This is a genomic window from Paraglaciecola marina, from assembly GCF_004360155.1.
Taxonomy (GTDB): domain Bacteria; phylum Pseudomonadota; class Gammaproteobacteria; order Enterobacterales; family Alteromonadaceae; genus Paraglaciecola; species Paraglaciecola marina.
The window spans coordinates 13,042-36,881 of the sequence record NZ_SAIS01000034.1 but is presented as its reverse complement, the minus strand read 5'-3'; the positions used below and the strand labels follow the sequence as shown (position 1 = coordinate 36,881).

Annotated in this window: 19 protein-coding genes and 1 tRNA gene; 5 read left to right on the top strand and 15 right to left on the bottom strand. The window is 39.0% G+C overall.

Going from position 1 to position 23,840, the window contains the following annotated elements; genetic code table 11:
* Positions 1–212: 212 nt before the first annotated feature.
* Together EOK74_RS19705 and trhA are read right to left on the bottom strand one after the other, a co-directional pair.
* Positions 213–1,256: an XrtA/PEP-CTERM system-associated ATPase gene (locus EOK74_RS19705; protein ID WP_133471830.1), complete on the bottom strand. Its 1,044-nt coding sequence runs from the start codon at positions 1,254–1,256 to the stop codon at positions 213–215.
* A gap of 137 nt (positions 1,257–1,393) precedes the next feature.
* Positions 1,394–2,038 carry a PAQR family membrane homeostasis protein TrhA gene (gene trhA, locus EOK74_RS19700; protein ID WP_133471829.1) on the bottom strand — a complete coding sequence of 215 codons (645 nt, stop codon included), beginning with the start codon at positions 2,036–2,038 and terminating at the stop codon, positions 1,394–1,396.
* A 129-nt stretch (positions 2,039–2,167) separates the two neighbouring features.
* Here trhA and EOK74_RS19695 point away from each other — a divergent pair, with 129 nt between their 5' ends.
* Both EOK74_RS19695 and glnE read left to right on the top strand, forming a co-directional pair.
* Positions 2,168–2,497, top strand: coding sequence for a GIY-YIG nuclease family protein (locus EOK74_RS19695; RefSeq protein WP_133471828.1), 330 nt, complete (start codon positions 2,168–2,170; stop codon positions 2,495–2,497).
* Positions 2,494–5,412, top strand: a complete 2,919-nt coding sequence (glnE, locus tag EOK74_RS19690; RefSeq protein ID WP_133471827.1) for a bifunctional [glutamate--ammonia ligase]-adenylyl-L-tyrosine phosphorylase/[glutamate--ammonia-ligase] adenylyltransferase — start codon at positions 2,494–2,496, stop codon at positions 5,410–5,412. Before EOK74_RS19695 ends, glnE begins: the two co-directional genes overlap by 4 nt.
* Positions 5,413–5,423: 11 nt before the next feature.
* Here glnE and EOK74_RS19685 read toward each other — a convergent pair whose 3' ends face one another.
* Both EOK74_RS19685 and lpxL read right to left on the bottom strand, forming a co-directional pair.
* Complete coding sequence (locus tag EOK74_RS19685) at positions 5,424–6,041, bottom strand: toxin co-regulated pilus biosynthesis Q family protein (protein WP_239024189.1); 618 nt, start codon at positions 6,039–6,041, stop codon at positions 5,424–5,426.
* A gap of 24 nt (positions 6,042–6,065) precedes the next feature.
* Complete coding sequence (gene lpxL, locus EOK74_RS19680) at positions 6,066–6,998, bottom strand: LpxL/LpxP family Kdo(2)-lipid IV(A) lauroyl/palmitoleoyl acyltransferase (RefSeq protein ID WP_133471826.1); 933 nt, start codon at positions 6,996–6,998, stop codon at positions 6,066–6,068.
* Positions 6,999–7,440: 442 nt separating this feature from the next.
* Here lpxL and EOK74_RS19675 point away from each other — a divergent pair, with 442 nt between their 5' ends.
* Complete coding sequence (locus tag EOK74_RS19675; protein WP_133471825.1) at positions 7,441–9,348, top strand: putative bifunctional diguanylate cyclase/phosphodiesterase; 1,908 nt, start codon at positions 7,441–7,443, stop codon at positions 9,346–9,348.
* 139 nt (positions 9,349–9,487) lie between these two features.
* Positions 9,488–10,063 carry a thymidine kinase gene (locus EOK74_RS19670; protein ID WP_133471824.1) on the top strand — a complete coding sequence of 192 codons (576 nt, stop codon included), beginning with the start codon at positions 9,488–9,490 and terminating at the stop codon, positions 10,061–10,063.
* Between the two features lie 101 nt (positions 10,064–10,164).
* On the opposite strand, the gene ilvN is transcribed toward EOK74_RS19670, so the two are convergent.
* The 7 genes from ilvN to EOK74_RS19635 all read right to left on the bottom strand — a co-directional run bounded on the left by ilvN (position 10,165) and on the right by EOK74_RS19635 (position 17,655).
* Positions 10,165–10,662, bottom strand: a complete 498-nt coding sequence (gene ilvN, locus EOK74_RS19665) for an acetolactate synthase small subunit (RefSeq protein ID WP_133471823.1) — start codon at positions 10,660–10,662, stop codon at positions 10,165–10,167.
* The gene (locus EOK74_RS19660) at positions 10,662–12,380 is read right to left on the bottom strand and encodes an acetolactate synthase 3 large subunit (RefSeq protein WP_133471822.1); all 1,719 of its coding nucleotides are present in this window, start codon (positions 12,378–12,380) and stop codon (positions 10,662–10,664) included. Before EOK74_RS19660 ends, ilvN begins: the two co-directional genes overlap by 1 nt.
* Before the next feature lie 202 nt (positions 12,381–12,582).
* Positions 12,583–12,957 carry a MaoP family protein gene (locus EOK74_RS19655; RefSeq protein ID WP_133471821.1) on the bottom strand — a complete coding sequence of 125 codons (375 nt, stop codon included), beginning with the start codon at positions 12,955–12,957 and terminating at the stop codon, positions 12,583–12,585.
* Between the two features lie 177 nt (positions 12,958–13,134).
* Positions 13,135–13,623 (bottom strand): DUF4442 domain-containing protein, encoded by a 489-nt coding sequence (locus tag EOK74_RS19650; RefSeq protein WP_133471820.1) that lies wholly within the window; start codon positions 13,621–13,623, stop codon positions 13,135–13,137.
* Positions 13,624–13,703: 80 nt separating this feature from the next.
* A complete protein-coding gene (locus EOK74_RS19645; RefSeq protein ID WP_133471819.1) occupies positions 13,704–14,789 on the bottom strand; it encodes a DUF917 domain-containing protein in 1,086 nt (361 codons plus the stop codon).
* The gene (locus EOK74_RS19640; protein ID WP_133471818.1) at positions 14,786–16,366 is read right to left on the bottom strand and encodes a hydantoinase/oxoprolinase N-terminal domain-containing protein; all 1,581 of its coding nucleotides are present in this window, start codon (positions 16,364–16,366) and stop codon (positions 14,786–14,788) included. Before EOK74_RS19640 ends, EOK74_RS19645 begins: the two co-directional genes overlap by 4 nt.
* Positions 16,366–17,655, bottom strand: coding sequence for a purine-cytosine permease family protein (locus EOK74_RS19635; protein WP_239024188.1), 1,290 nt, complete (start codon positions 17,653–17,655; stop codon positions 16,366–16,368). The genes EOK74_RS19640 and EOK74_RS19635 overlap by 1 nt, the downstream gene beginning before the upstream one ends.
* 179 nt (positions 17,656–17,834) lie before the next feature.
* Between EOK74_RS19635 and EOK74_RS19630 the strand changes: the two genes are divergently transcribed.
* The gene (locus EOK74_RS19630) at positions 17,835–18,335 is read left to right on the top strand and encodes an Lrp/AsnC family transcriptional regulator (protein ID WP_133471817.1); all 501 of its coding nucleotides are present in this window, start codon (positions 17,835–17,837) and stop codon (positions 18,333–18,335) included.
* 28 nt (positions 18,336–18,363) lie between these two features.
* On the opposite strand, the gene EOK74_RS19625 is transcribed toward EOK74_RS19630, so the two are convergent.
* The 4 genes from EOK74_RS19625 to orn all read right to left on the bottom strand — a co-directional run bounded on the left by EOK74_RS19625 (position 18,364) and on the right by orn (position 23,750).
* On the bottom strand, positions 18,364–19,938 hold the full coding sequence (locus tag EOK74_RS19625) for a tetratricopeptide repeat-containing sulfotransferase family protein (RefSeq protein WP_133471816.1): 1,575 nt from the start codon (positions 19,936–19,938) through the stop codon (positions 18,364–18,366).
* A gap of 81 nt (positions 19,939–20,019) precedes the next feature.
* Positions 20,020–22,500, bottom strand: coding sequence for a TonB-dependent receptor (locus EOK74_RS19620; protein ID WP_133471815.1), 2,481 nt, complete (start codon positions 22,498–22,500; stop codon positions 20,020–20,022).
* A 460-nt stretch (positions 22,501–22,960) separates the two neighbouring features.
* Positions 22,961–23,035 (bottom strand) — tRNA-Gly (locus EOK74_RS19615).
* Between the two features lie 169 nt (positions 23,036–23,204).
* The gene (orn, locus tag EOK74_RS19610) at positions 23,205–23,750 is read right to left on the bottom strand and encodes an oligoribonuclease (RefSeq protein WP_133471814.1); all 546 of its coding nucleotides are present in this window, start codon (positions 23,748–23,750) and stop codon (positions 23,205–23,207) included.
* Positions 23,751–23,840 lie beyond the last annotated feature (90 nt).

The following is a 23,840-nucleotide window of genomic DNA, read 5'->3' as shown; positions in this document are numbered from 1 at the left end:
CGACCTTCGTCTATCCCCAATTAAGTTTTTCATAGAACACTCCCAAACTTAAAGTAAAGACACAAATATCAAAGTTTTTTGAGCCTAAGCAGAATAGAAAATACCTGCGTATAAGATATTATCCCATTCATAAAACTTATTCATCGACTTTTGTCATAAAAACTTAATTATTTTGTGTCCTAATTTAAATTAATGAGCTGGAGCCTCTAAAACTAATCATCAGACTTCATTCTGACGTAGGTCTTGTACTTTTTTTGTAATAAACGGTCTATATATCGAGTAAGCTTTATCTTTTGACTCAGGGCGTTATCTAATGCGTCAACTAACTCAGTTAACATAGTTTTATAATAATCAACGTCCTTAATTTGTCCGTCTTCTGTGGTTGCATCAAGAATTCCCGAAGCACTTTTTATTTTTGGTGGGGCTGCGTCTTGGTTTTCTGGCTGAAACATTTCTACTGACACTTCTTTTATTACATTTTCAACAGCATTTTCATCTAGGGTTTCTAACTCTTCAAGAAAACCATACAAAAGTATTCTGTCCATAAGGGTATTAATTTTACGAGGTACACCATGGGTAAACTGATAAATTCGATCGTATGCCTCTGCTGAAAACAAAGTCGCTCCAGACCAGCCAGCATGCTGCATGCGATACTCAATATAGGCTTGGCATTCTGTATCCGTTAATGGCGCTAAATGACAGGATGCAACAATGCGCTGCCTAAACTGCTCCATGTTGGGCGCCCGTAAAATGGGCTGTAACTCTTCTTGCCCTAGTAAAAAGCTTTGTAACAAAGGTTTACCTGCCGCTTGAAAATTAGACAGCATTCGTAGCTCTTCAATGGTCTCTAATGGTAAGTTTTGCGCCTCATCTACTAGCAATAAAGCTCGTTTCCCCTGTTTGTGGAGATCCATCAAAAATAATTCGAGATCATTTAATATATCTGTTTTAGTACTGCCCTTAACTGGCACACTAAATTTACTGGCTACCATTTTTACTAATTCGTCGGGGGACAGTTTTGGAGATACAATTTGTGCAGCCACGATATCTTCTTGCATATCGTCTAACAAACTGTTGGCAATAGTCGTTTTACCTGTCCCTATATCACCAGTAATGACTATAAACCCCTCGGCTTGAGATAGACCATATTGAAGGTATGACATGGCGCGCTTATGCCACTTACTCCCAAAAAAGAAACTTGGGTCAGGTGTCAATTGAAACGGTTTGGACTTTAGCCCGTAATAACTCTCATACATAAATAAAAATCGCTCAATCCGAGATAAGGAAAAGATAGTTAACTGTTAGCTTAAGCGATGTAACTAAGGCATAGCAATTAAATACCTAGAGAAATGTTATCCTTGATTGCAATCAGGTATACATAAATATGAGCTGATTAAATGACGTATTGGTATATTGACCAAAAATGGCAAACGCAACCTGCAATAACAAATAAATGCCAAACAACATGAGTAAACTGAAATTGTTTAGCCGCATAAAATACCGCACCTAAGGTATAGCATAAGCCACCAGCCAGAAGTAGCCAAAACCCTTCTGCTTGTAGAGAGTTGTATAAAGGGAAGGCAAAAAACACCGCCAGCCAACCCATCAATAAATAGGTAATTAAGGACAACTTTGGGAAACGGCTACTGACAAAACATTTACAGTAAATACCAATTGCGGCCAAGGCCCAAATTAAGCAAATAGCCAACATACCTAATTGGCCCCCAACAGCAAAAATTGTATATGGTGTGTAAGTACCCGCTATCAACAAATAAATTGCAACATGGTCAAACAGCTTTAACTTTGCTTTAAGATCTGGGCGACTTACCCCGTGGTACATAGTTGATGATAAAAACATTAACATCATGGATAATCCATAGATTACACATACAAACTGGGCCATTAAGCCATCGACTTTGAGTAGCATTAATGCCAACCCAATGCATGCTGCAAGAAACCCCAAACCATGGGTCAGCGCATTTAAAGTTTCTTCTATAGTTGAATAAGTCGAGGTGTTTTTTGAAACTGACGTGTTCATTTAACTAACTAAAAGTTTGTAGGTCTTTATCATAATATTTGCTAACCCATTTGCACACCAAATATTTATATAAATCAAAGACAAGAACAAAGTACACTAGGCAAAAAGTATTTAAGGTAAAGGCACTCAGTGACACACTGGCATGTATATATTATTGAGAACAAGCTCAAACAATATTACACAGGAATAACCAAAGACATTCAGCGACGTTTCAATGAGCATCAAGAAAGCGGCCCTAAATGTGCCAAAGCCTTAAAAGGTAAAGGCCCACTCACTCTAAAGTTTTATAGTAAGGCCCTAACCCATTCTGAAGCGTTAAAAACTGAAATTTGGATTAAAAAGTTAAACAAGGCAGATAAAATTAAATTGGTTAATAATCAGTTAAGTGACTCAAGTATTAAAAACATAAAACGATTAGAGTCAAGCCCAAAGCCTTGCAACAAGGTATCAAACGTATGAAGTCGGTATTCAGTAATTTACCCAACGAATTGAACCTGTTAGCCGAACAAAGATGGCAAGAATTTAGTGCCAATGTTAATTTTTGTAAGTCATTAGAGCCCCTCAAGAGCGACATAAGAACAGCATTGACCTTAAGTGACTTTATTCACAAGCACAGCCTTTCTCATCCTGAATGGCTAGAAACTTTTTTAATTGCAAACAAAGGCGAAATTGATACTAACCAATTTAAAAAGCGGTTGCATGAAACACTGAGTATTATTAATGATGAATCAAGTTTACATAAAGCTTTACGAGATTTTCGTCACTACCACATGCTGTGCATTGCCTGGAAAGACCTGCTAAAGCAACAAACCATTGAGGATTCTTTACACCAAGTATCCGAGCTTGCAAACCAACTCATAGTGCAAACCAACGATTGGCTTTATCATTCATTGCAACCTCGTTTTGGAGTACCCAATGGTGACTCAGGGCCCCAACCTATGCTTATTCTAGGTATGGGAAAACTTGGTGGCCATGAACTCAACTTTTCATCAGATATAGATTTGATTTTTACCTACCCCTCTCAAGGCAATACCCAAGGCGGACAAAAATCAATTGAGCATCAACAATTTTTTACAAAATTGGCTCAAAAACTTATTAAGGCGTTAGATCAGATAACAGCTGATGGACAAGTTTATCGAGTGGACATGCGCTTGAGGCCTTTTGGAGATAGCGGCCCTCTGGTTATGCATTTTGATGCGTTAGAAGATTATTACCAAGAACAAGGCCGAGAATGGGAGCGTTATGCCATGCTTAAGGCTCGTATACTCAACTCAGAATCAAATTACAGCCAAGAGCTTAGGACCATACTAAAACCTTTTATCTATCGCCGGTATTTAGACTACAGCGCTATTGATTCGCTAAGAGTGATGAAATCAATGATAGAACAAGAGGTACGAAGACGAGGCCTTAGTAACAATATAAAACTCGGTGAGGGTGGAATTCGTGAGGCTGAATTCGTTGTACAAAGTATGCAGTTAATTAATGGTGGCCGAATGCAAAGCTTGCAAGTGCAAAGCTTACAATTGGCATTAACAGTCTTAACCCAAGAGTCACTTCTCCCTACAGACAGCGCCGCAGAATTAAGACAAAGTTATTTATGGCTGCGAAAAGTAGAGCACTGTTTACAGCAATTTGCAGATAAACAAACTCAACTATTACCCACAGATACATTGGATCAAAAACGTTTACTTTGGATAATGGATATTGAAAACTATCCTAAGTTTCAAAAGCAAGTTCAGCACCATTGTCAACAAGTTCATCGGCAGTTTTCCCTTTTGATAAGAGAAACCAATCATACAGAAAAAGCCTTAGTAGACGACCACCAGCAAGCTGCCCAGGACCTTTGGTTACTGGATCTCAGCGCCGAAGAAACCCAAAGTTTATTGCTTCATTGGAATGCAAATATTGAAGCTCATTTCTTTAACGCAGAGCTTGGCTTATCAGTACATAAACAACTGACAGAATTTAAACAGAATTTAATAAAGAAACGGGTTGGACAAAGAGGCCTAGACACATTAAATAACCTTATGCCCACTGTTATTAATCTTGTACTTTCTAAAAGCGAAGGTACCGACCCAGAACAATTACTAGAGCGGGTGCTGATTGTTTTCACCTCTATACTTGGGCGCACAGCTTACTTACAACTATTATCTGAAAATTTGGGTGCATTAAAGCACCTCATAAAATTATGTGCCGCTAGCCCTTGGGTGACAGCACAAATAGCTAGGTTTCCATTACTACTTGATGAACTCATTAACCCTGCTGAACTATACCAACCCATACAACTTAACGAATATAAGGATCAGCTAAGACAGCTATTACTAAGAGTTGAACCAGAAGATTTGGAATTACAACTTGAGACGCTTAGGCAATTTAAACTTAGCCAACAGTTAAAAATTGCTGCAGCTGACATTACTGGGGTATTACCTATCACAGAGGTGAGTAACCATCTCTCTCAGTTAGCTGAGTCTATTTTGCATCAGGCTGTAGACTTAGCTTGGGGGCAAATGGAAGCTAAATTTGGTGTACCAGTTTGTGAAACTCACGGCCCTATGAGTATTCAGAATAAAGGATTTGCAGTCATAGGATTTGGAAAATTAGGCGGTTGGGAACTTGGTTATGGCTCAGATTTAGATTTAGTGTTTGTACACAGTTGCGTTGGTAACCAAGAAACTCTGGGCTCAAAAGCGACTGAATCAATCAAATTCTATATAAAACTAGCTCAACGGATCATGCATATACTCACCATCAAAACAGGACTCGGTTTGCTCTATGAAGTGGATATGCGCTTAAGACCTTCAGGCAATGCCGGGCTTTTAGTGTGCCATATTGATGGTTTCGCGAGTTATCAAATGGACAATGCCTGGACGTGGGAACATCAAGCTTTGTGCCGAGCTCGCTTCATATCTGGGGATACCCCTTTAAAAGTACAATTTGATAAAATTCGCTTTGATACGCTTTCAAAACCTAGAGTACTAAAAGAGCTTGCCAGTGAAGTGGTAGATATGCGTGAGAAAATGCGTAAACACTTAACAACAGGTGATTCAACTCAATTAGATCTAAAACAACGTAAAGGAGGCATTGCTGATATAGAGTTTATTACCCAATTTATGGTACTTGCCTACACAGAACAGCACCCCGCACTAGCGAAGAGAACAGACAACATCAGGATACTTGAGGACCTAGCCAAATTTGCATTGCTAACTAATCAAGAAGCAAGACTACTGATAGAAGCTTATTTAACATTTCGCAATAAAATGCATAGGTTAGCGTTACAAAACGAAAAATGGGCTGAGGCAACTGAGGAGCTAACTAAACACCAAGCTAATGTAGAAACTATTTGGGATAAATATCTACAAAACCTTATTGCTTAGGTTTTCTGAGGCTATCTAGCCTGCGTACATTCGCGAGTCAAGTAGTCATTGGCTTTAGCTGTGATAACTAGTGATCGCTGTTTGGGACACATATAGGCTTTTACCTCACCATCAAACTCAGCATCAATTGCAGTCGCAATCATGTTCAAACTGCCCAAAATCGAATCATCTAACTGAAAATGGTGCTTAACAATAAAGTCCCGCTCTAACTCCCAAATCACCTGCATTCCTTCAGACTCAGCAAAATTAGTGATTGCACTTCTAAGTGTACTTCCTACTTTGAAAGTACGGTGTTTATGTTCACCAACCCAGCGTCCAGAAATAGGCTTTTGGAGGCTTTCCATTTTTTGTAAACGTTCACTTAGTGGCGTTTCAGACGTATTGACCTCAATAACAAAGTCCCCTAAATCTTCTTCTCTGGGGTGACGTGATGACAAACGATAGTCCGCATAAAAGTTACTCATGTTAGTTTCAATGGACTTATGACCGGTATCCCCTTCTGGCCTAACCGTATTCAAGTTAGTCTGTTGTAAATACAGCACTATGCCTGCAATGATTATAATACTTACAGCAAGCATTAAGTGCTTAAGCCAAAATAAAGAACTCGAACCTTTTTTAGTTTTACTCATGACTCTTACAAACTCTTAATTTTCTTAATCGTATAACGATGGGTCTTCTTTATTAGGACGTGTTTTAAAACGTTTATGCATCCATAAGTACTGCTCTGGCGCTAACAAAATCATTTTTTCAACCATCTCATTGATACGGGTAACATCATACTTATCGTCACCTGAAGGGAAATTCTCCAGTCCGGGTAACACTTTTACTTTGTAGCCGGTCTTGGTCTTTAAAGATACAAAGAATACAGTCTCACAATCGGCTTGCTTTGCAAACAATAAAGACCCTGTAGTGGTAGCAGTTTCAGGAACTGCAAAAAATGGCGTGAACTCACACTTTTTGCGTCCATAATCTTGATCAGGTAAATACAAACAAAGCTCTTTTTCGTCTAATGCCTGTATCAACCCTTTGACATTACGCTTGTGGATCATGTACTTATTAGCACGGTTTCTACCATGATATTGCATGTATTCCATTAAAGGGTTGTTATGCTTACGATAAAAAACCACTGATGGCTTTTTTATGCCTAACATTCGACAGCCAAACTCAATATTCATATTATGAATAGCGTAACCAAGAACACCTTTACCTTGGGCCTGGATTTCATCGATTAATTCCAAACCTTCATACTCAACCATATTCTTAACACGCCAATCTGGCCACCACCAGCCCATACCCGTTTCAAGAAGCGCCATACCTGCGTTGTCTAAGTTTTCTTTAAGCATTTGTGCACGCTGCTCTGTACTTATATTAGGAAAACACAAATCTATATTACGCTTCGCGACTAGGTAACGTTTTTTGGCAACCACTTTTAATATTTTGCCAATCAACTTCCCAATTGGGCTTTGTACAGAATAAGGTAACCAAGAAATACTATACAAAAAAATTACACTAACCCAAGTAGGCCAATATTTAGGCCCTAAAAAAGACAACTCAAATTTGGGGGCGACGACTTTTTTTTGCTGCAAAACTAACCTCTTCATATAGTTTTCAATGGCGTATCGGAGTATTTTAACCTACTTCTAAAGCCCTAGTGAAAACAAATAACAGATAATTTACCTAACCTAAAATAACTAATCACAATACAAATATAGGCAAAATTAATTTAGCTAGACTATGCCAGCAAGCCGACAGTGTGTTAGTTATGCCGATTAATACCCACCTGCTTTAAAACACATTTAAATTCATATTAATTGGACTAAAGTCGTATGCTAAGATCACAGAGAAAAATAATAAAGCTATCGGGTTAACCTTAATGATTAAAAGAGTTTCGATAGTCCCATCAGTTTCTAAAAGGGCTTTGGCATTAACATAGACACTTCACTTCAACAAAGACTGCAACTTGATGCCGCAAATAGCTTGTACAGTAATGGCGTACTTGGTGTTTTAACCAACATAGTCGCCACCGTTATGCTTGTATTACTGTTTGCAGATGGTGCTCTTCTCGACGAAAAGGCTTATTGGTTGGGTACAATTAACCTTATCTTAGTGGGCCGCATAATAGATATAGCTTTATGGAAATCAAAAAAAAATGTAAGTGCTGACTCCGGGCCTTTAGGTATACAGCGTTACGCAGTAGGTACTATTTTAACTTCAATTATGTGGTCTATGTACGCATTCTTATTTTTTGATGCTATGCAGGTCTCCGAGTTTACCTGCTTTATTGTCATACTGGCTTCATTAGCTGGAGCTTCTGCGTCTATGTTCTCTGCGAGTAGTTTTATAGCTATTAGCTATTCAATTATCATACTAGCACCCACAGCTATTATGGGAATATTTGCTGATCAAAGTGAAAGAGTTCACCTAGGTATATTAAGCCTCTCTTACTGCGTACTGATGATAATTTATAGTTTAAAGAACTCGCGATTTACTGAACAGGCTATATACAACAAAAATGTTAACCAAAAATTGGTTACCAAAGCGATAGAAGAGAAAAACCGATTTGCGACTATTAATCACGAATTAACTACAACTACGGAAGCCCTCAATCAAGTAAACCAAAACCTAGAAGAACAGATTAAGGCGCGAACAGAGGAAATATATAACCTTAGTAACCTAGATTCATTGACAAAATTGGATAACCGAAAAGCATTTACTGCAAATCTAAAAACACTAGTTAAACAAGCAGTAGAAAAAGACAGGCCATTGGCATTACTTTTTATCGATTTAATTAGTTTCAAAAATATTAATGACACTATGGGCCATAAAGTAGGTGATAGCGTTTTAGTGCAGGTAACCCAGAGAATCTCGGCATTTTCAGAAAACCATAGAGCAGGAAGATGGAGTGGTGATGAGTTTCTAATTGCCCTGCCCTATAGTGACTCTAATACCGCTTTGGAAATCGCACAAGCTATGAGCCATAGTATTTCTCAACCTATTTATGTACATGGAAATGAAATACACCTAACGGCATCGATTGGCATTGCTATGGCCCCAAATGATAGCCAATCGGCAACCGAGTTAATTCAACTAGCGGATCTCACTATGTGTGAGCAAAAGCAATCTAGTAACAATAAGCCCCAATTATTTTCAAATGATGTAAAAGAAAGGATCTTAGCCTCACAGGCCATTTTGGAAGGACTACAACATGCTATCGAAAACAAACAATTATATTTATGTTACCAACCTATACAAAAAGCAAAAGGCTATAATTGTTGGGCTAACGAAGCGTTATTAAGGTGGGACTTTGATGGTAAATTTATAGGCCCCGATGTATTTATTCCCTTAGCAGAAAAGTCTGGGTTAATAAAAGAAATTGGCGCATGGGTATTAAATCGAGCCTGTATGGATGCGGTCCATTGGCATGACGCACCAAAAGTAGCGGTATCAGTGAATGTATCTGTTATCCAACTTATGGATAAAGGATTTATACGCCTTCTAGATAAATGCTTACAAAGCAGTGGACTGCCGCCAGAACGATTACATCTAGAAGTAACCGAATCAACCTTTGTCGAAAATCAAGCATTCATTTTGCAACAACTTGAACAAATTCGAGCTCGCAATATAGCCGTATCAATCGATGATTTTGGCACAGGTTATTCGTCATTATCGCAATTACAAGCTTTACCCGTTAATTTTGTAAAGATTGATAAAACCTTCGTAGATAATATTGAAGGTAAAGGTGAAGCAATTATAAGAGCCACCTTATTCATTGCTAGGGAGCTAGGGTGTCAAACCATAGCCGAAGGCGTGGAAACTAAAGAGCAAGCTATGGCCCTATCGGCAATGGGTGTAGATTATTTGCAAGGTTACTACTTTGCTAAACCTATGAAAAATAAAGATTTATCTGATTGGCAAAAAACCACAATAAAAACCTAACATCTAAGCCTTGCAATTAAAGTAACAATATCAACTGCATACAGGTAATATTAAGTATTATCTGTTATTAGCCTGCAAACATCCCACTTTATTTTTCAGTCGTAAATAACACAACAATTTCTTGCGAAGAGATCACCCTATGGCACAACTTTATTTTTATTATTCAGCAATGAATGCTGGTAAATCCACGTCCTTATTACAATCCGCTTACAACTACACTGAAAGAGGTATGCGTCCAGAAATATTCACCGCAGCCTTAGATGATAGATTCGGTAAAGGGAAAGTTGCCTCAAGAATTGGCTTAGAATCTAGTGCTAACCTTTTTACACCTAAAACTGACCTACAAGATACTATTCAAACTCTTAATAAAGAAAAAGTGATTGATTGTCTTTTTATCGATGAAGCACAATTTTTAACTAAACAACAAGTCCAACAACTTATATATGTAGTAGACAATATGAATATCCCGGTTTTAGCCTATGGTCTTCGAACAGACTTTTTAGCAGAAACCTTTGAAGGTAGCCGATATTTACTGGCTTGGGCTGACAAGCTAATTGAATTGAAAACCATCTGCCACTGTGGACGAAAGGCTGCCTTTGTAGTCAGGATTGATGAGCATGGCAATGCTGTAAAAGAAGGAGAGCAAGTAGAAGTGGGTGGCAATGATAGATATGAATCTATGTGTAGAAAACACTTTGCGGAGCTAGTTTGGTAATCAATCGTATTGAATTTTAATACAAAAAAAGCAAACAGCTTACGCTGTTTGCTTTTTAAAAATCTAATCCTCTATTATCAAGACTGCTTTATCAGTGATAACTAAGGTCGAAGTGCTTTTTCACCTCTAGCCAAGCCACATACACCTGACCTTGATACTTCGATAATTTCAGTACTTTGCCCTAGCGTATACGCAAATGCGTCTAACTTATCACTAGTACCTGTAATTTGAATCGTATAGTTATGAGCATCTACATCAACAACTTGAGCTCTAAAAATATCCACATTACGTTTTATCTCAGCGCGTATCGACTCACTGCGAGTGGCGACTTTAATCAACATAAGCTCTCGCTCAATATGCACGCCGTCAGATAGATCAGACACTTTTAATACATCAATTAGCTTGTTGACTTGTTTAGTAATTTGTTCAATTACTTTGTCATCAGCCTCAGTCACTATGGTCAACCTTGATAAACTTTTATCATCTGTTGGCGCAACACTCAATGAGTCAACGTTATAGCCACGTTGCGAAAAAACACCAACCAATCGAGACAAAGCACCTGGTTCGTTTTCCATCAATACAGATAAAATTCTTCTCATTAGGTACGCTCCGTCTTACTTAAACGCATATCATCCATAGCACCGTATTTAATTTGCATTGGATATACGTGCTCATTTTGATCTACTCTGATGTCCATAAACACTAATCTGTCTTTCTCAGCAAAACAGCGTTTCATGGCATCATCTAACTCTTCAGGCTTATCAACCCTTATGCCGATATGACCATAAGCTTCAGCCAGTTTTACAAAGTCAGGTAATGAATCCATATATGAGTGAGAATGACGACCTTTGTAAATCATGTCTTGCCATTGGCGAACCATACCTAGAGCACGGTTATTAATAGATATAATTTTCACTGGAATATTGTATTGCAAACAGGTCGCTAGCTCTTGAATATTCATTTGAATACTGCCGTCACCTGTCACACAAGCAACAACTGCTTCAGGGTGAGCCATTTGCACGCCCATCGCAGCTGGGAAACCAAATCCCATGGTTCCTGCGCCACCTGAATTGATCCAGCGGCGAGGTTTAGAGAATGGGTAATAAAGTGCAGCAAACATCTGATGTTGACCTACATCAGAGGTAATGTACGCATCGCCACCTGTATGCTTATAAAGTGATTGCACCACTTCTTGAGGTTTTATCTGAGTGTCACTGGTTTTATATTCAAGGCATTTTTTAGCACGCCATTGATTAATTTCTTGCCACCAATCAGCTAAACGTTCAGCTTGAGCTTCGGTATCGAAGTCTTCTAACTTTTCAAAAAACTGCTCTAATACTCTATCGATAGAGCCAACGACAGGAATATGGGCTGCAACCGTTTTAGATATAGAAGTAGGATCAATATCCACGTGTACTATGGTTGCATTCGGACAAAACTTAGCAACATTATTGGTTACCCTATCATCAAAGCGAGCGCCTAATGCGATAATACAATCAGCATTATGCATAGTCTTATTCGCTTCAAAGGTACCGTGCATTCCTAACATGCCAACAGATTGCTGATGTACACCAGAGAAAGCACCTAGGCCCATCAAAGTAGAAGTTACCGGACAGCCTAAGGTTTCAGCCAGTTTAGTAACTGAATCAGTAGCTTCACACGCTACCGCTCCACCACCGACATACATAACAGGACGTTTGGCAGCTTTTATAACTTCAATGGCTTTCTTAACCTGCTTATTATGCCCCTTCAATGTAGGATTATATGAACGTAATTCTACCGAACTTGGAAATTCATAAGGGTGTGATTCTTGTGGGTTCACAATATCTTTTGGCAAATCCACAACCACAGGTCCGGGACGCCCTGTGTTAGCAATATGGTAGGCCTTAGCGATTGCTCCAGGAATATCCACTGCGCGTTTAACTAAAAAGCTATGTTTCACTATAGGTCGTGAACAACCAATCATATCCGTTTCTTGGAATGCGTCTTCGCCAATGTGCATAGTAGGGACTTGACCTGAAAGTACTACTAGTGGAATTGAGTCCATATATGCAGTTGCAATACCTGTAATGGTATTGGTTGCACCTGGACCAGAAGTTACTAAAACAGTTCCAGTTTCACCCGTAGCTCTGGCATATCCGTCTGCCATGTGGGCAGCAGCTTGCTCATGTCTGACTAGTATATGTTCAACGTCATCTTGAACGTATAAAGCATCGTAAATATCTAGTACAGAACCACCAGGGTAACCAAATACATGTTTAACTCCAGCGTCTTTAAGCGCTCGCACAACCATTGCAGCGCCTGACATCATTTCCATAACGAAATCTCCCAAAGAAGGTTATTAAATAAGGACGGGCACTATACGTGAGCAGTTAGAAAGAATAAACAGCTAGAACCATAAAAGTGAGATACATATTCCTATATACGGCAATATTAGGATAAATATACCAATAAAAAATAAAACGACCTAAATTTTAGAATAAAAAACCATAAAAAACAAAATAAATAGTTAAAGCATCCTATTCATCTTCTAATTCTATGGGAATATCGTCATCTTCATCGGTACTTTCATTGTCAATATCAACAGAAGCCTTGTGTGAACCATAGATACTTCCCATTTTAGGGCGATTAATTCGTTTTTGATATTTTAACCAAGCTTTTTCAGCAATACTTTTTGGGTCTTGTTTACCAAAAGCCGAAGCCAAAAAACTCTCTTCCTCGGGTGTTGAAGGTGAAATTTCACCATCAACTAATGCAGCGATGAGTGCCCCATATTGAGATAAAGCTTTGCTTTCATTTATTGAAAAATCACCTGAACGGGAAAACCCATATGGATAGTTTTTAGGATCGTTGAATAATCGATTGACTAAAGATTCTCTGGTAAGTTTTGTCATCGCAGTACCTATCAAAATCATTTAAATTATTGGTTTAAAAGAAACAAGGTTAAGCCAAGGTAAAACACTGAACCTTGTATCTTGCTTTATAATTTAAATCAAAAATCTGTCAACTATTTTTCTAAGTTTTGTGATTAATTTTTTATGACATGTGAATCATCTAACAGCAAATTCTAACTAGCGCTTAGGAACCCATGCCCAAATCATTTCACAAATCAAGGGCTCTATTCCTGTCTCATCTTGAACCACTACTTTCACATTAACCTCGCCTTTGTCAGTGGTCTGCATCAAATTAATTTGTTCATCTGTGAGGCTTGCCACGGCCGTCATGTCGCCCGTGGCCCGCTTTACATAATTCAGATTCATTGTTTTTATGAGTGGTAATTTATCGGCGGGTAGATTGATACCCACTATAAATCCAGTACAAGATTCTGCTAGCAAAGCCATGGCGGCGGCATGGACGCTGCCAATATGGTTTTGTGCTTTACTCTTATTTTTTTGCCTGTAGGTAGCTGACTTACCATCGGTGCGCAAAACTTCAATCCCAGTAGTTCCTGCTAGTTTAACTTTATATCTGAATACCCAGGTCATGAGTTTTGAACTGACCCAAATTGGGTATTGATTTACTTTATCAACAAATTTTCTTAGTGGATTAATGCTAGTCATGACGCTCACCTCTGGTTTGACCAGTTGAATTATGAGAGCTTAACAGCCTAATTGCAATTTTTTCATGTTCTTTAAATATATTAAATAGCTTCCAAAGGAACATAATCAAGGTCAAAACCAAAACACCTTGGCGACACAGCTTTAAGCGCTTCGGGTGTTCTATAAAACTCAGGGCAACCGATAGCAAAAACAGCCAACCTCTGCCCATACCTTAATCTTTCGGCATTTATAGGGCTGGAGGTTTCATATTCAACTATTACTATTAAATCTGGGACGCTAGCCACAACCTTGCCATCTAATTTAGCAATTAAGTATTCATTTTTAATACAGATACTCATAGGTGGTGTTTGTTCTTCAAATGAAGCAATAGTCACTTCACCAACATCAAAGCCGCCTACTACTGAGTTATGCTTATCGGTGACTTTCCCCGTATATAAAAGACGGCACTCACCGTATACAGAGTCTTTAAACAAAGCCTGTAATGGCGATAATAATTGTTCTGCACTGCCTCTGTTTTCACGCAACAAAGCACCCAATTTAACCGAGAAGCTCACGGTGCCAGGTATAATGGCTTTTTTCAGAAAGGCACCTGTCATGGGGTGGTCAATAGATAACATCATGCCACCTGAGGCTTGAGTTAAGCCTCTAATATGGCGTTCGAAAGTATGGGTGTCTTTGGTAGAGAATAACGTAGCGTTACCTTCATAATCTAAAGCGACTGCCGGTGTTGGGCAAGCACCACATATTGCATATGTCATCATTTGAGCCTCAGGTAAGGCACGCCCCATTCCGTCACCATCTACCACAGGAATACCTTTAGCTAAAGCAGCCATTATAGGTATTAATGAATTTCCACCGCCTATTTCAAAAGAAACAAGGGCATCAACTTTTCTGCCAGTGTGCTTTTCGTAAGCCAACAAAGCTTCAAAACTTTCATTTTGTGATGGCAGTAACTCTAACCCTACAGTGGGGGCGCCTACGCCACCAATAGTCACCACATGGGCGTCATCTGATAATTCACTCACTTCTATCAAGTTCACAGGGCCGTATTTTTTGAATGCCAAAGCCGTGAGTAATTTAGATACATAAGGATCACCACCTCCACCTGTAGCCAAAAAGACAGCACCAAGTGCTAAATCCTCTAAATGTGATTCGTCTAGATTCATGATGATGCTTCCTCTATCTTATTATGAGTCGTTGAAGCCAATGCTTTCACATCACCCATAACTTTTATTCTTAATTTGGTGCAGGCACCATCCATATAGGGAATTGCGGTTTCTTCGATATCAACCATTTCTAATGATACCTCAGACGCGCCGGCGGCTATGGCACGTTTAAAGGCTTCTTGCTTCACTTCTTCTATTGCTTTGTCACGGGGAATATTCTGATAGGACACCATTTTTTCACTCTCACCACTGATCTTGGCGATAGATGCCCCTATGGCATTCGCAACTTCAGCATGTTTAGGACGTAACACCTGTGATGCCGATTTCAAATCTCCACTCACTAACACAGCACCGCCGCCAACTAAAATTACAGGTACAGGTTCACTATTGAGCTTCATCATATCAATGCCACGATCAAGCATTTGGTTAATCGTCTTTATGCCACTTGCAACTACCTCTTTCGATAACTGCTGTAACTTAGTTTTATCCCCAATTTCAGCGCCACCAGCGGCAACTATAAGGTCAGTAGCCGTTAAAATATCACCACCAAACACTAGCCCGTCATCAACTAACCTATGGCCTACGGACTGCGGGCCAATTTGCAGGCCGTCAGGTGTAACCATACTGCCCCCGCCCAAGCCTATTGCATTGATATCTGGCATTCTGAAATTAGTGCGTATTCCGCCTATATCAACAATAGCGCTAGACTCTCTAGGAAAGCCATTTTGCAATACGCCAATATCTGATGTGGTGCCGCCAATATCTACCACTATGGCATTGGCTACTCCGGATAGTTTGAACGCGCCTCTTAATGAGTTAGTGGGTCCAGATGCAAAGGTTAAGGCAGGAAATTTTTTGACGTAACTGGCATTCATTAAGGTGCCATCATTCTGGCTAATAAATACTGGGCACTGAATACCAAGTTTATTAATAGCCATACCAAACGCGTCAACCACTCTGTCTGCAAAGTCCAAAAGGGCGGTATTTAAAATGGAAGCATTCTCTCTTTCTAATATTCCTAAACGCCCAATATTATGAGACAACGTAATCTTAGCTTCTGGGATCACCGCTTTTACTTTTTCAGCAAGAAATAACTCTGGCTCTGGATTCATAGGAGAAAAAGCCGACGCTATAGATATATTGGTTAGGCCTTTTCTTTTTATATCATGCAATACGTCATTTATTTCCGCCTCATCAAACTGGGCTAATGGCCAATTGTCGTAGAGGTAGCCCCCTTTAATCATATATGCATGATTACCTACAGCAGCTTTAATATCAGCAGGCCAATCCACCATAGGAGGTAACCCTTCACCGCTAGGTAAACCAATACGAATGGCCGCAACTTCAGACAACTCCCTGCGTTCTACCACAGCATTAGTAAACTGTGTGGTGCCAATCATAATTGCATCTATTTGAGTGCCAGATACCACACCATCAGTGAGAATAGTGGTCAATGCATTGACGACCCCAGTAACAATATCTGCAGAGGTAAGTGCTTTGGTACTTGCTAAAATATCATCACCACTAATCAATACAGCATCTGTGTGTGTGCCGCCAACATCAATACCTATATGCATTAGATTTCTCCTTCGACATTTTTAACGGGGGTAGACCAAACATGACAAAGCAGCGCATAAACAATGCCAGAAATTAAAACAGCATCTAACACGGTGATGCTGGTAAAAGATGGCATGAATGCCGCATCACTAAACACTGCAAGGGCTGCACCGAGTAACCAGGCAATAAAAGCAGCAGGTGAAAACTTTACATTATTCTTAAGAGAATCAAGATTATAAAACTCTCGCCTTATAAATAAGAAATCAACCATAATAACACCCGATACGGGCACAAATATCGCGGCTAAAAAAGACAAGAAAGCAATAAACACATCTAGAATATTAAAGAAGGCCGCGATGATCCCAGCCAATCCGAATAAACAGGTATACAGCTTACCCGTAATTTTTGGCCAGGTAGCTTCAACACTCAGCATAGTGCTGTAAAGATTTAAGGAATTAAGTAACCAACTGCCTGCAATCACAATCACAAAAGCCGCTAACCCCAAACCTAAAGCTAACATTAAACTTAAAATTTCAGATTGCCCAATAGCAGCAGCGGCAAATGCAGCTACAAATAACACGATCAGTTCAACCACCATATAAGCCCAAAAAGCGGTATAGACTCCACCGGTCCAGTGCTTAGTGAAGCGAGTGATATCAGGAAGAATAATCGCGCCAACAATAATCGCTCCTACTATGGCACTGACGGCATCACTTAATGTTAGCGTGGCGCTTTTTTCAAAATACCAAAACTGCTCTAAACTTAATTGATTGTAAGCAGCCCAAAACATCATAGCCGTTACCACTACCAGCACAGGAACCATAATCGAAGCCAGTATATTGATTGCTTTAAATCCAAAAATAGTGGTAATTATCATGCAAATACCAGCCGCCATTTCTATTGGCCAGTCAGGAATATGTAACTCAAAAACGTCTAATGCCAAGCGGCTCACTGCACCAGAAAAAAGGTCTATATTGACGCCAAACCAGCCTATAAGTGACAAAGCAAAAGCTAAATTAACAACACCAGCTCCCCTATCTCCAAATGCTATTCTCACCAACAGATAAGAGCTTAAGCGGGTTTTAGCGCCAATAGCGCCCATTGTGCCACCAATGATAGTTAGCAAAACTGAGCCGATAATCAAAGCCCACACCGTATCAGGAACAGTTAACCCTTGATAAATCTCAATCCCAGTTATGAAAGTCGGTAATGAAAATGCAATCATTACAGAAACCGCTGCGACCCTGGGCCAAGACACAATTTGTTCAGCTGTTACAGCCACACTTGAGTATTCGCTTTGATTATCCAAAATATCACCTTTGTTATAATTTTTAGTATGTGGTTTTGCAGCAATTTAAAGAAACGGGACTTGCTTATATTAAAGGACTATTGAAAAAATAATCTATTGAAGATTACCGTTTTATTTAAAGAATGTATTTATTGGTCTACTTGTATCAAAATGATATTTTGCATTAATCAGTTGCCAGTATGAAAAAACATAAAACAGTAAAATTAGACGCAATCAATAAAAAGATACTTGCAACCCTGCATAAAAACGCTGACCTATCAAATCAAGAGCTTTCTGATGCAGTGGCCTTATCACCCAGCGCATGCTTTCAAAGAACTAAAGCTTTAAAAGAAGCAGGATATTTCGTCAATTTTCAAACAGAAATGGATTTAGACAGACTATGCGAACATGTTTTGGCTTACGTTGAGTTCAAGTTAGACAACAATACTGTAAATGGTAGAGCTGCATTTGAAGAAGCCATTAACCAGCTCCCTGAATTTATGGATTGTGTTCGGGTAAGTGATGATATTGACTATATTTCTTTCACTTGCTTTCCAGACATCAAAGCCTTGAATCAAGCTTGTAATGAACTTAGTGCTAATCCAAAACTGGGAATAGAACGCATTAAAACACGAGTTATTCTTGAACGGGCTAAATGGTGTTTAGGTTATCCTTTGGAAAAACTGAAGTGGATTGAATAGCCATACTCAAACTATCGCCAGTAATAGATTACCTTGTTAGCACTTTGTTATTTCTAAGTAACGCCTCTAACTCATCAGTATAAGGGCGGAATTTTTTCCAACGGCCGATTGACTTAGCATTTATAGGCTCTCGCACTTGAACCTTGCTAGCGGTAGAAACGGGCGCAGTATTTGTTTCAGCATGCAAACATTGCTCTTGCCACTCAAGCCCACAAAAACCTAGTAACTCAGTTACCTTAGCTCTTGGTTCAGCCACCAGCTCTTGATAGTTAAGCATCATAAGATTAGGTACATTTTGTTGGACTCTTTGATGCACTAGCTCAAAAAACTCAGAATAAAACTGCCCAATAGTTTTCAAGCTATATGCGTAACTGTAATAAGGGCTATTGATTGAAAATAATTGCCTATAGTTACCGATACAGGTATCCATAGGATCCCGCAACAAACAAATAATCTTGGCATTGGGTAAAGCTTTAGAAATGAGGTCTATATAGAAAAAATTAAATGGAAGCTTATCAATAAAGTGAGCTGTATTACCCGACACCGCACTTGTGGTTTCTATGTATCGTTCACCGAGAGCTTTAAAATCAAGTTGTTGCGCTGCCATTAACGTTTCCACATCAAGCACTTTTCTCGACTGTGTGTTAGTAAGCTCTTTTACCGCAACGCCAAAATCTTGTAATTCACCACACGAGTTAACTTGGCTATGATTACTCAATATTCGCTCCACTAATGTTGTCCCTGAGCGCGGCATTCCTACGATAAAAATAGGTTGTGTAGAGTCACAACCCTGCTCTGTATTTGAGCTTGATTGATTAACATTTTTTAAATAGCTAAACAGCTCTTTATCATCAGAGAACTGATAATTCATAGTACTAGCTTTATTATTTTTAACCCGGTTTAGCATCTCAATACTTTGGCCATACTCCCCTAATGCTTCGTACTCTTTGGCTAAGGCGTGCCCAAGGTGCAGTAAATTGTCGGGGTGGATATTGTCATCCAGTAAAGCTTGCAGCCTTTCAATATGATTTGAGGATTGGGTTATTCCACCTAAATCAGATAAGGCAAAGTGTGATTGGTAATATTTAGGTTCTAATGCAATGGCTTGATTAAAGGCTCGTTTAGCTTGTTCAAATAACCCAGCAAACTTAGAGGACACCCCAAAATTGTAATAAAAACCTGGATTATGCTTTTCAAGCTGTAAAGCTTTTTCAAAATACACTAGTGCCTTTGTGTGATCACCCACACGACTAAGTGCTACTCCTAGAGTGTCTAAGGTAAGAGGTTTAGAAATAATATCTAAAGGTATGTCTTGCACAACATTTAAAACTGATGCCATATCGCCCATTAGCGAATAACACTTAGCTAGGTGTGCTAGGTATTCTGGCACCACTTGGAACGATAGCGCTTTTTGAATTAGCTTTATTGCTTTTTTGATTTGCCCAATTTCGCAATGGATCATACCTAACAGAAAATAGGCATCGGCATGATTAGGCTGGAACTCGATAATCTTTACGCAATAACTGTGGGCCTTAACATAGTCTCGCTGATTCAGAGCAATCTGAGCATTGCGGTGTAATGTTTGAATGGTGTTTGTATTCATGAGCAAAAGCTTCGATGGTTAACTAAAAAATAAAAAAGGGTACACAAAGTACCCTATTTAGTATTGAAGTAAGATAACTTCTTACATGTCGAAGTTATAGGTAAACTTGATACCAACTTTACGTGGATTTATCACATAATGGCCATAACTACGCAAAAGGTCAGTTCCATTTACATAGTTTTCCTCTTGATAAGCCCCTAAGCCAATACTAGAAACATTACTCCGAGTAGACGAATACGCATATTTATTGAACATGTTGTCAATATATAGAGTAACGGCCCAATCATCATCTGAGATAGAAGCGCTCAAGTTACTCAATGCGTAACCTGGTAATGCTTCACCATCAGCCCGTGACCCCACTTTAGTTAACACGTTACTTTGAGCGGTTAAACCATAGGTAACATCTAACAATTTATCATTGAAAATATCTTGGGTGTATTTTAGACCAAATGAAAATTGTTGTTTTGGAGAGCCTGGTAGACGATCACCATCTTTACCGTCGTAATAATCTTGAATAGGTAAAATGGCTTCACCTTCATCATCCACAAAAATATCAAACAAGAATAGCGCGTCGTCTGTTAGCTCCGCTTGGGTATAAGAGTATGTGGCATAGGCTGACAAACTATCGCTTAAAATTGCCCTAGTAGAAATTTCAACACCTTTAGAATTTGCAGTTGCAGCATTAGACGTAATGGTTTGTTGACCATTTACCGTAGCACCAGATACTTGAGCGTTATCCCAGTCTACGTTGAATAGAGCTCCGTTAAAGTGAAACTTATTTTTCAACCAAGTACTCTTGAAACCTAACTCATAGTTAGTGGTAGTGTCTGGTGTGTACAATACTTCGTTTGGTAAGGCGCAGACTATTTGTGTTGCTATTTCGTCTATATTATCAGGGCATGCAGCCACACCATTTGAACCACCAATTCTGAACCCTTCACTAACAGTAAAGTAGCCCATTAAGTCATCAGTAAATTGATAACTGGTATTGAATTTAAATAAATTACCAGAGTCACTGGCATTTTCAGTAGATAAGTCGATCTCTAAAGAGTCAGAATCTCGGCCATCAAACACTGTGTAGAATAAAGGTAAGTCAACAGCTGATGATGACGTCACGTCGTATTCGTACTTTCTAAGTCCAACGGTTACGTCCCACTTATCGTTTATCTGATAACTTAACTCACCAAATAACGCTTTTTCTGTCACTTCAGTATAACCAACTGAGTAATACTCTAACGAGTCTGGTCTTAAATTACCGTCAACTCCCCATACATTAATGGCGTATTCGTCAAAGCCAGGAGTAAACTCACTGCTTTCACCAAAACTTTCAATGTTATTATAGAACCCACCAACAATCCAAGAGAGTGCAGAATCATTAGTTGAAACCAATCGAAGTTCTTGAGTTAAGATTTCGACTTCATCAACTTCGCGAGTATAAGCAGAAAACGCAGGAAACTCTTCATAGCTATAATCTAAGCGGATAAGTAAGTCAGTTTGATCTCGCTGGCCCACAGCATTGTATTCAGACTTACCCGTTGCAGAAACGAGCTCAGCGAAGCCTAAATCGACTTTCATTTCTAAACTTAATAGAGAATCTTCTTTTTCTCTTGGCTCTACATAGCGGTACGCTGACTCATATTTTCCAACTAGATCAGCAAGAGGATTATCATCTGACAAGGCATTGTAATGGGTAATCGAGCGCCCTTCTACTTCTTGGTTTTGATAAAAATAAGATAAAGTAGCATCAAATTTTTCATTTGGCTGCCAACGTAATGCAACCTTAGCCGACAAAGTATCTTCGCCGTTTGCGTCTTCAACCTGCTTAAGGTTTTCATCAATCGACGATTGATCAGTCCAATCTGGATCAGGCAGGGATACACCACCGTCTTTTACAACATAGTTATAATCAATAAAGCCTGGATTATGGTATCTATTAACAGAAACTCTGACACCTAGCTCATCTTCAATTAAGGGCGTATTAAAAATAAAACCAGCTTCACCACCTAAACTGGCGCTTTCTGATTGTGAGAATAAATCTCCATATACTTGCCCTTCAGTTACGTCCAGCTCCACTTGTTTTGGGATGTAACGAATAGCCCCACCTAATGTTCCGGCACCATACAATGTCCCTTGTGGACCAATTAACACTTCTACTCTCTCAATATCATTTAGGCGTAAATTAATGAATAGAGGGATTTCACCCACATAAGTTGCCACAGTTCCACCATCTGATGATGGACCAGATGAATTGGTATTCAATCCACGAACAATAATAGGAGAATCACTACGACCACCCTGGTCAGTTACTGTCAAACCTGGTACCCAGCGAGCAACATCATCCAAATCAGAAATATTCTGTTCTGCTAAGGTATCAGAAGTTAAAGCTGTGATATTTAAAGGGGCATCCTGAACAGTCCCTGTTCTTCTGGTGGCTGTAATTTGAATGGTTTCGATTTGAGCTTCTTGGTCTTGGGCAATAGCGACATTTGGTAAAAAGTTAACAGATACTGCTAACGCAATAGCTGAATAGCTAAATGCTTTTCTGTGTGATTTGTTGGTCATTTAAGTCTCGTTTTTTGTAAAAATAAGAAGTTGGGTTAATCTTTGTAGTTATGTTGCGCGATCCGATGCGGTTCAATTCCCCTTCAGCACATACTGTGCCGACATTACTTAACCTGAAGAGTTAAAGGGGCTTTTTTAATGCTAGTTGCTGAATACTTATTCACTTCTTCTTTAGGTTTTTTAAAAACAAATATTAGCGAAACGAATAATCTCACAAATACAGTGCAAAATATTCAATAAATTCCCCTTTCGCACCAACAAAAAACACCAAAACACCATAAAAGTGCAATGTAGATTTAATATTTATGCATTTTTTGAAAATTAACGGGTGTTTAATTTCACTTAATTGAAGCAAGGTAAATATATTTAACTGAAGTAAAATAGCTTGGAACTATAGTGGTTTACATAGTCTGTAAAAAATAGAGAAGAGATAAAAAATCAAAAGTAGCTTTACAAAAATTGGAGCGGGAAACGAGATTCGAACTCGCGACCCCAACCTTGGCAAGGTTGTGCTCTACCACTGAGCTATTCCCGCTTAATTTTCTTGCGCCCGTTCCAGATTGTGGTTACCCAAAACGGAGGCGCATTTTACAAAAATTAAATTCTGATGCAAGTCTAAAAAGGAGTTTTTTTCATTTTTCTTATCATTTGCATAAATACTCAGCAAATGATTCAAGAATTATACAACTACAGCAAAGTAAGACTTAAATATTAAAAACATGTTGGCGGTAATAAGCCATTTCGGCGATAGACTCACGAATATCGTCTAGTGCTAAATGCACTCCTTTTTTGTGAAAACCATCTAACAACTCGGGTTTCCAACGGCGAACCAATTCTTTAATTGTGCTCACATCTACACTTCTGTAATGAAAGTATGCTTCCAACTCTGCCATGTACTTGACTAAAAAACGGCGGTCTTGCCCAATAGTATTTCCACACAAAGGGGATACACCTTTAGGAACGTAAAGCTCTAAAAATTGAATCGTTTGTGCAACAGCCTGTTCTACAGTAATAGTGCTCTGCTGACACCTAGTTGTTAATCCAGACTTTCCATGGGTATTGGTACACCACTCATCCATACCATTTAATATGCTGTCTGGCTGATGGATCGCCAACACTGGACCTTCTGCTAGGATGTTTAGATTTTTGTCTGTCACTATTGTAGCTATTTCTAGTACAACATCAGTTTCAGGCTCAAGTCCGGTCATTTCCATATCAATCCAAACCAAATTTTCATTATTTACTGACATTGTCGCTCCTGAGTTTAAGAAGAATGCTTGATAGTGTTTGGTTTAAAGCCAACCAAACGGTAACATGATACTAGAAATAGTATTAAATAC

Excerpts from the sequence above, each read along its gene's own strand:
- EOK74_RS19645 (WP_133471819.1), bottom strand. The coding sequence starts at position 14,789 with ATGAATCTAGACGAATCACATTTAGAGGATTTAGCACTTGGTGCTGTC.
- EOK74_RS19685 (WP_239024189.1), bottom strand. The coding sequence starts at position 6,041 with ATGAGTAAAACTAAAAAAGGTTCGAGTTCTTTATTTTGGCTTAAGCAC.
- EOK74_RS19650 (WP_133471820.1), bottom strand. The coding sequence starts at position 13,623 with ATGACTAGCATTAATCCACTAAGAAAATTTGTTGATAAAGTAAATCAA.
- EOK74_RS19675 (WP_133471825.1), top strand. The coding sequence starts at position 7,441 with ATGCTTGTATTACTGTTTGCAGATGGTGCTCTTCTCGACGAAAAGGCT.
- EOK74_RS19625 (WP_133471816.1), bottom strand. The coding sequence starts at position 19,938 with ATGAATACAAACACCATTCAAACATTACACCGCAATGCTCAGATTGCT.
- trhA (WP_133471829.1), bottom strand. The coding sequence starts at position 2,038 with ATGAACACGTCAGTTTCAAAAAACACCTCGACTTATTCAACTATAGAA.
- EOK74_RS19655 (WP_133471821.1), bottom strand. The coding sequence starts at position 12,957 with ATGACAAAACTTACCAGAGAATCTTTAGTCAATCGATTATTCAACGAT.
- EOK74_RS19705 (WP_133471830.1), bottom strand. The coding sequence starts at position 1,256 with ATGTATGAGAGTTATTACGGGCTAAAGTCCAAACCGTTTCAATTGACA.
- EOK74_RS19640 (WP_133471818.1), bottom strand. The coding sequence starts at position 16,366 with ATGCATATAGGTATTGATGTTGGCGGCACACACACAGATGCTGTATTG.
- EOK74_RS19660 (WP_133471822.1), bottom strand. The coding sequence starts at position 12,380 with ATGGAAATGATGTCAGGCGCTGCAATGGTTGTGCGAGCGCTTAAAGAC.
- EOK74_RS19630 (WP_133471817.1), top strand. The coding sequence starts at position 17,835 with ATGAAAAAACATAAAACAGTAAAATTAGACGCAATCAATAAAAAGATA.
- ilvN (WP_133471823.1), bottom strand. The coding sequence starts at position 10,662 with ATGAGAAGAATTTTATCTGTATTGATGGAAAACGAACCAGGTGCTTTG.
- EOK74_RS19670 (WP_133471824.1), top strand. The coding sequence starts at position 9,488 with ATGGCACAACTTTATTTTTATTATTCAGCAATGAATGCTGGTAAATCC.
- orn (WP_133471814.1), bottom strand. The coding sequence starts at position 23,750 with ATGTCAGTAAATAATGAAAATTTGGTTTGGATTGATATGGAAATGACC.
- glnE (WP_133471827.1), top strand. The coding sequence starts at position 2,494 with ATGAAGTCGGTATTCAGTAATTTACCCAACGAATTGAACCTGTTAGCC.
- EOK74_RS19620 (WP_133471815.1), bottom strand. The coding sequence starts at position 22,500 with ATGACCAACAAATCACACAGAAAAGCATTTAGCTATTCAGCTATTGCG.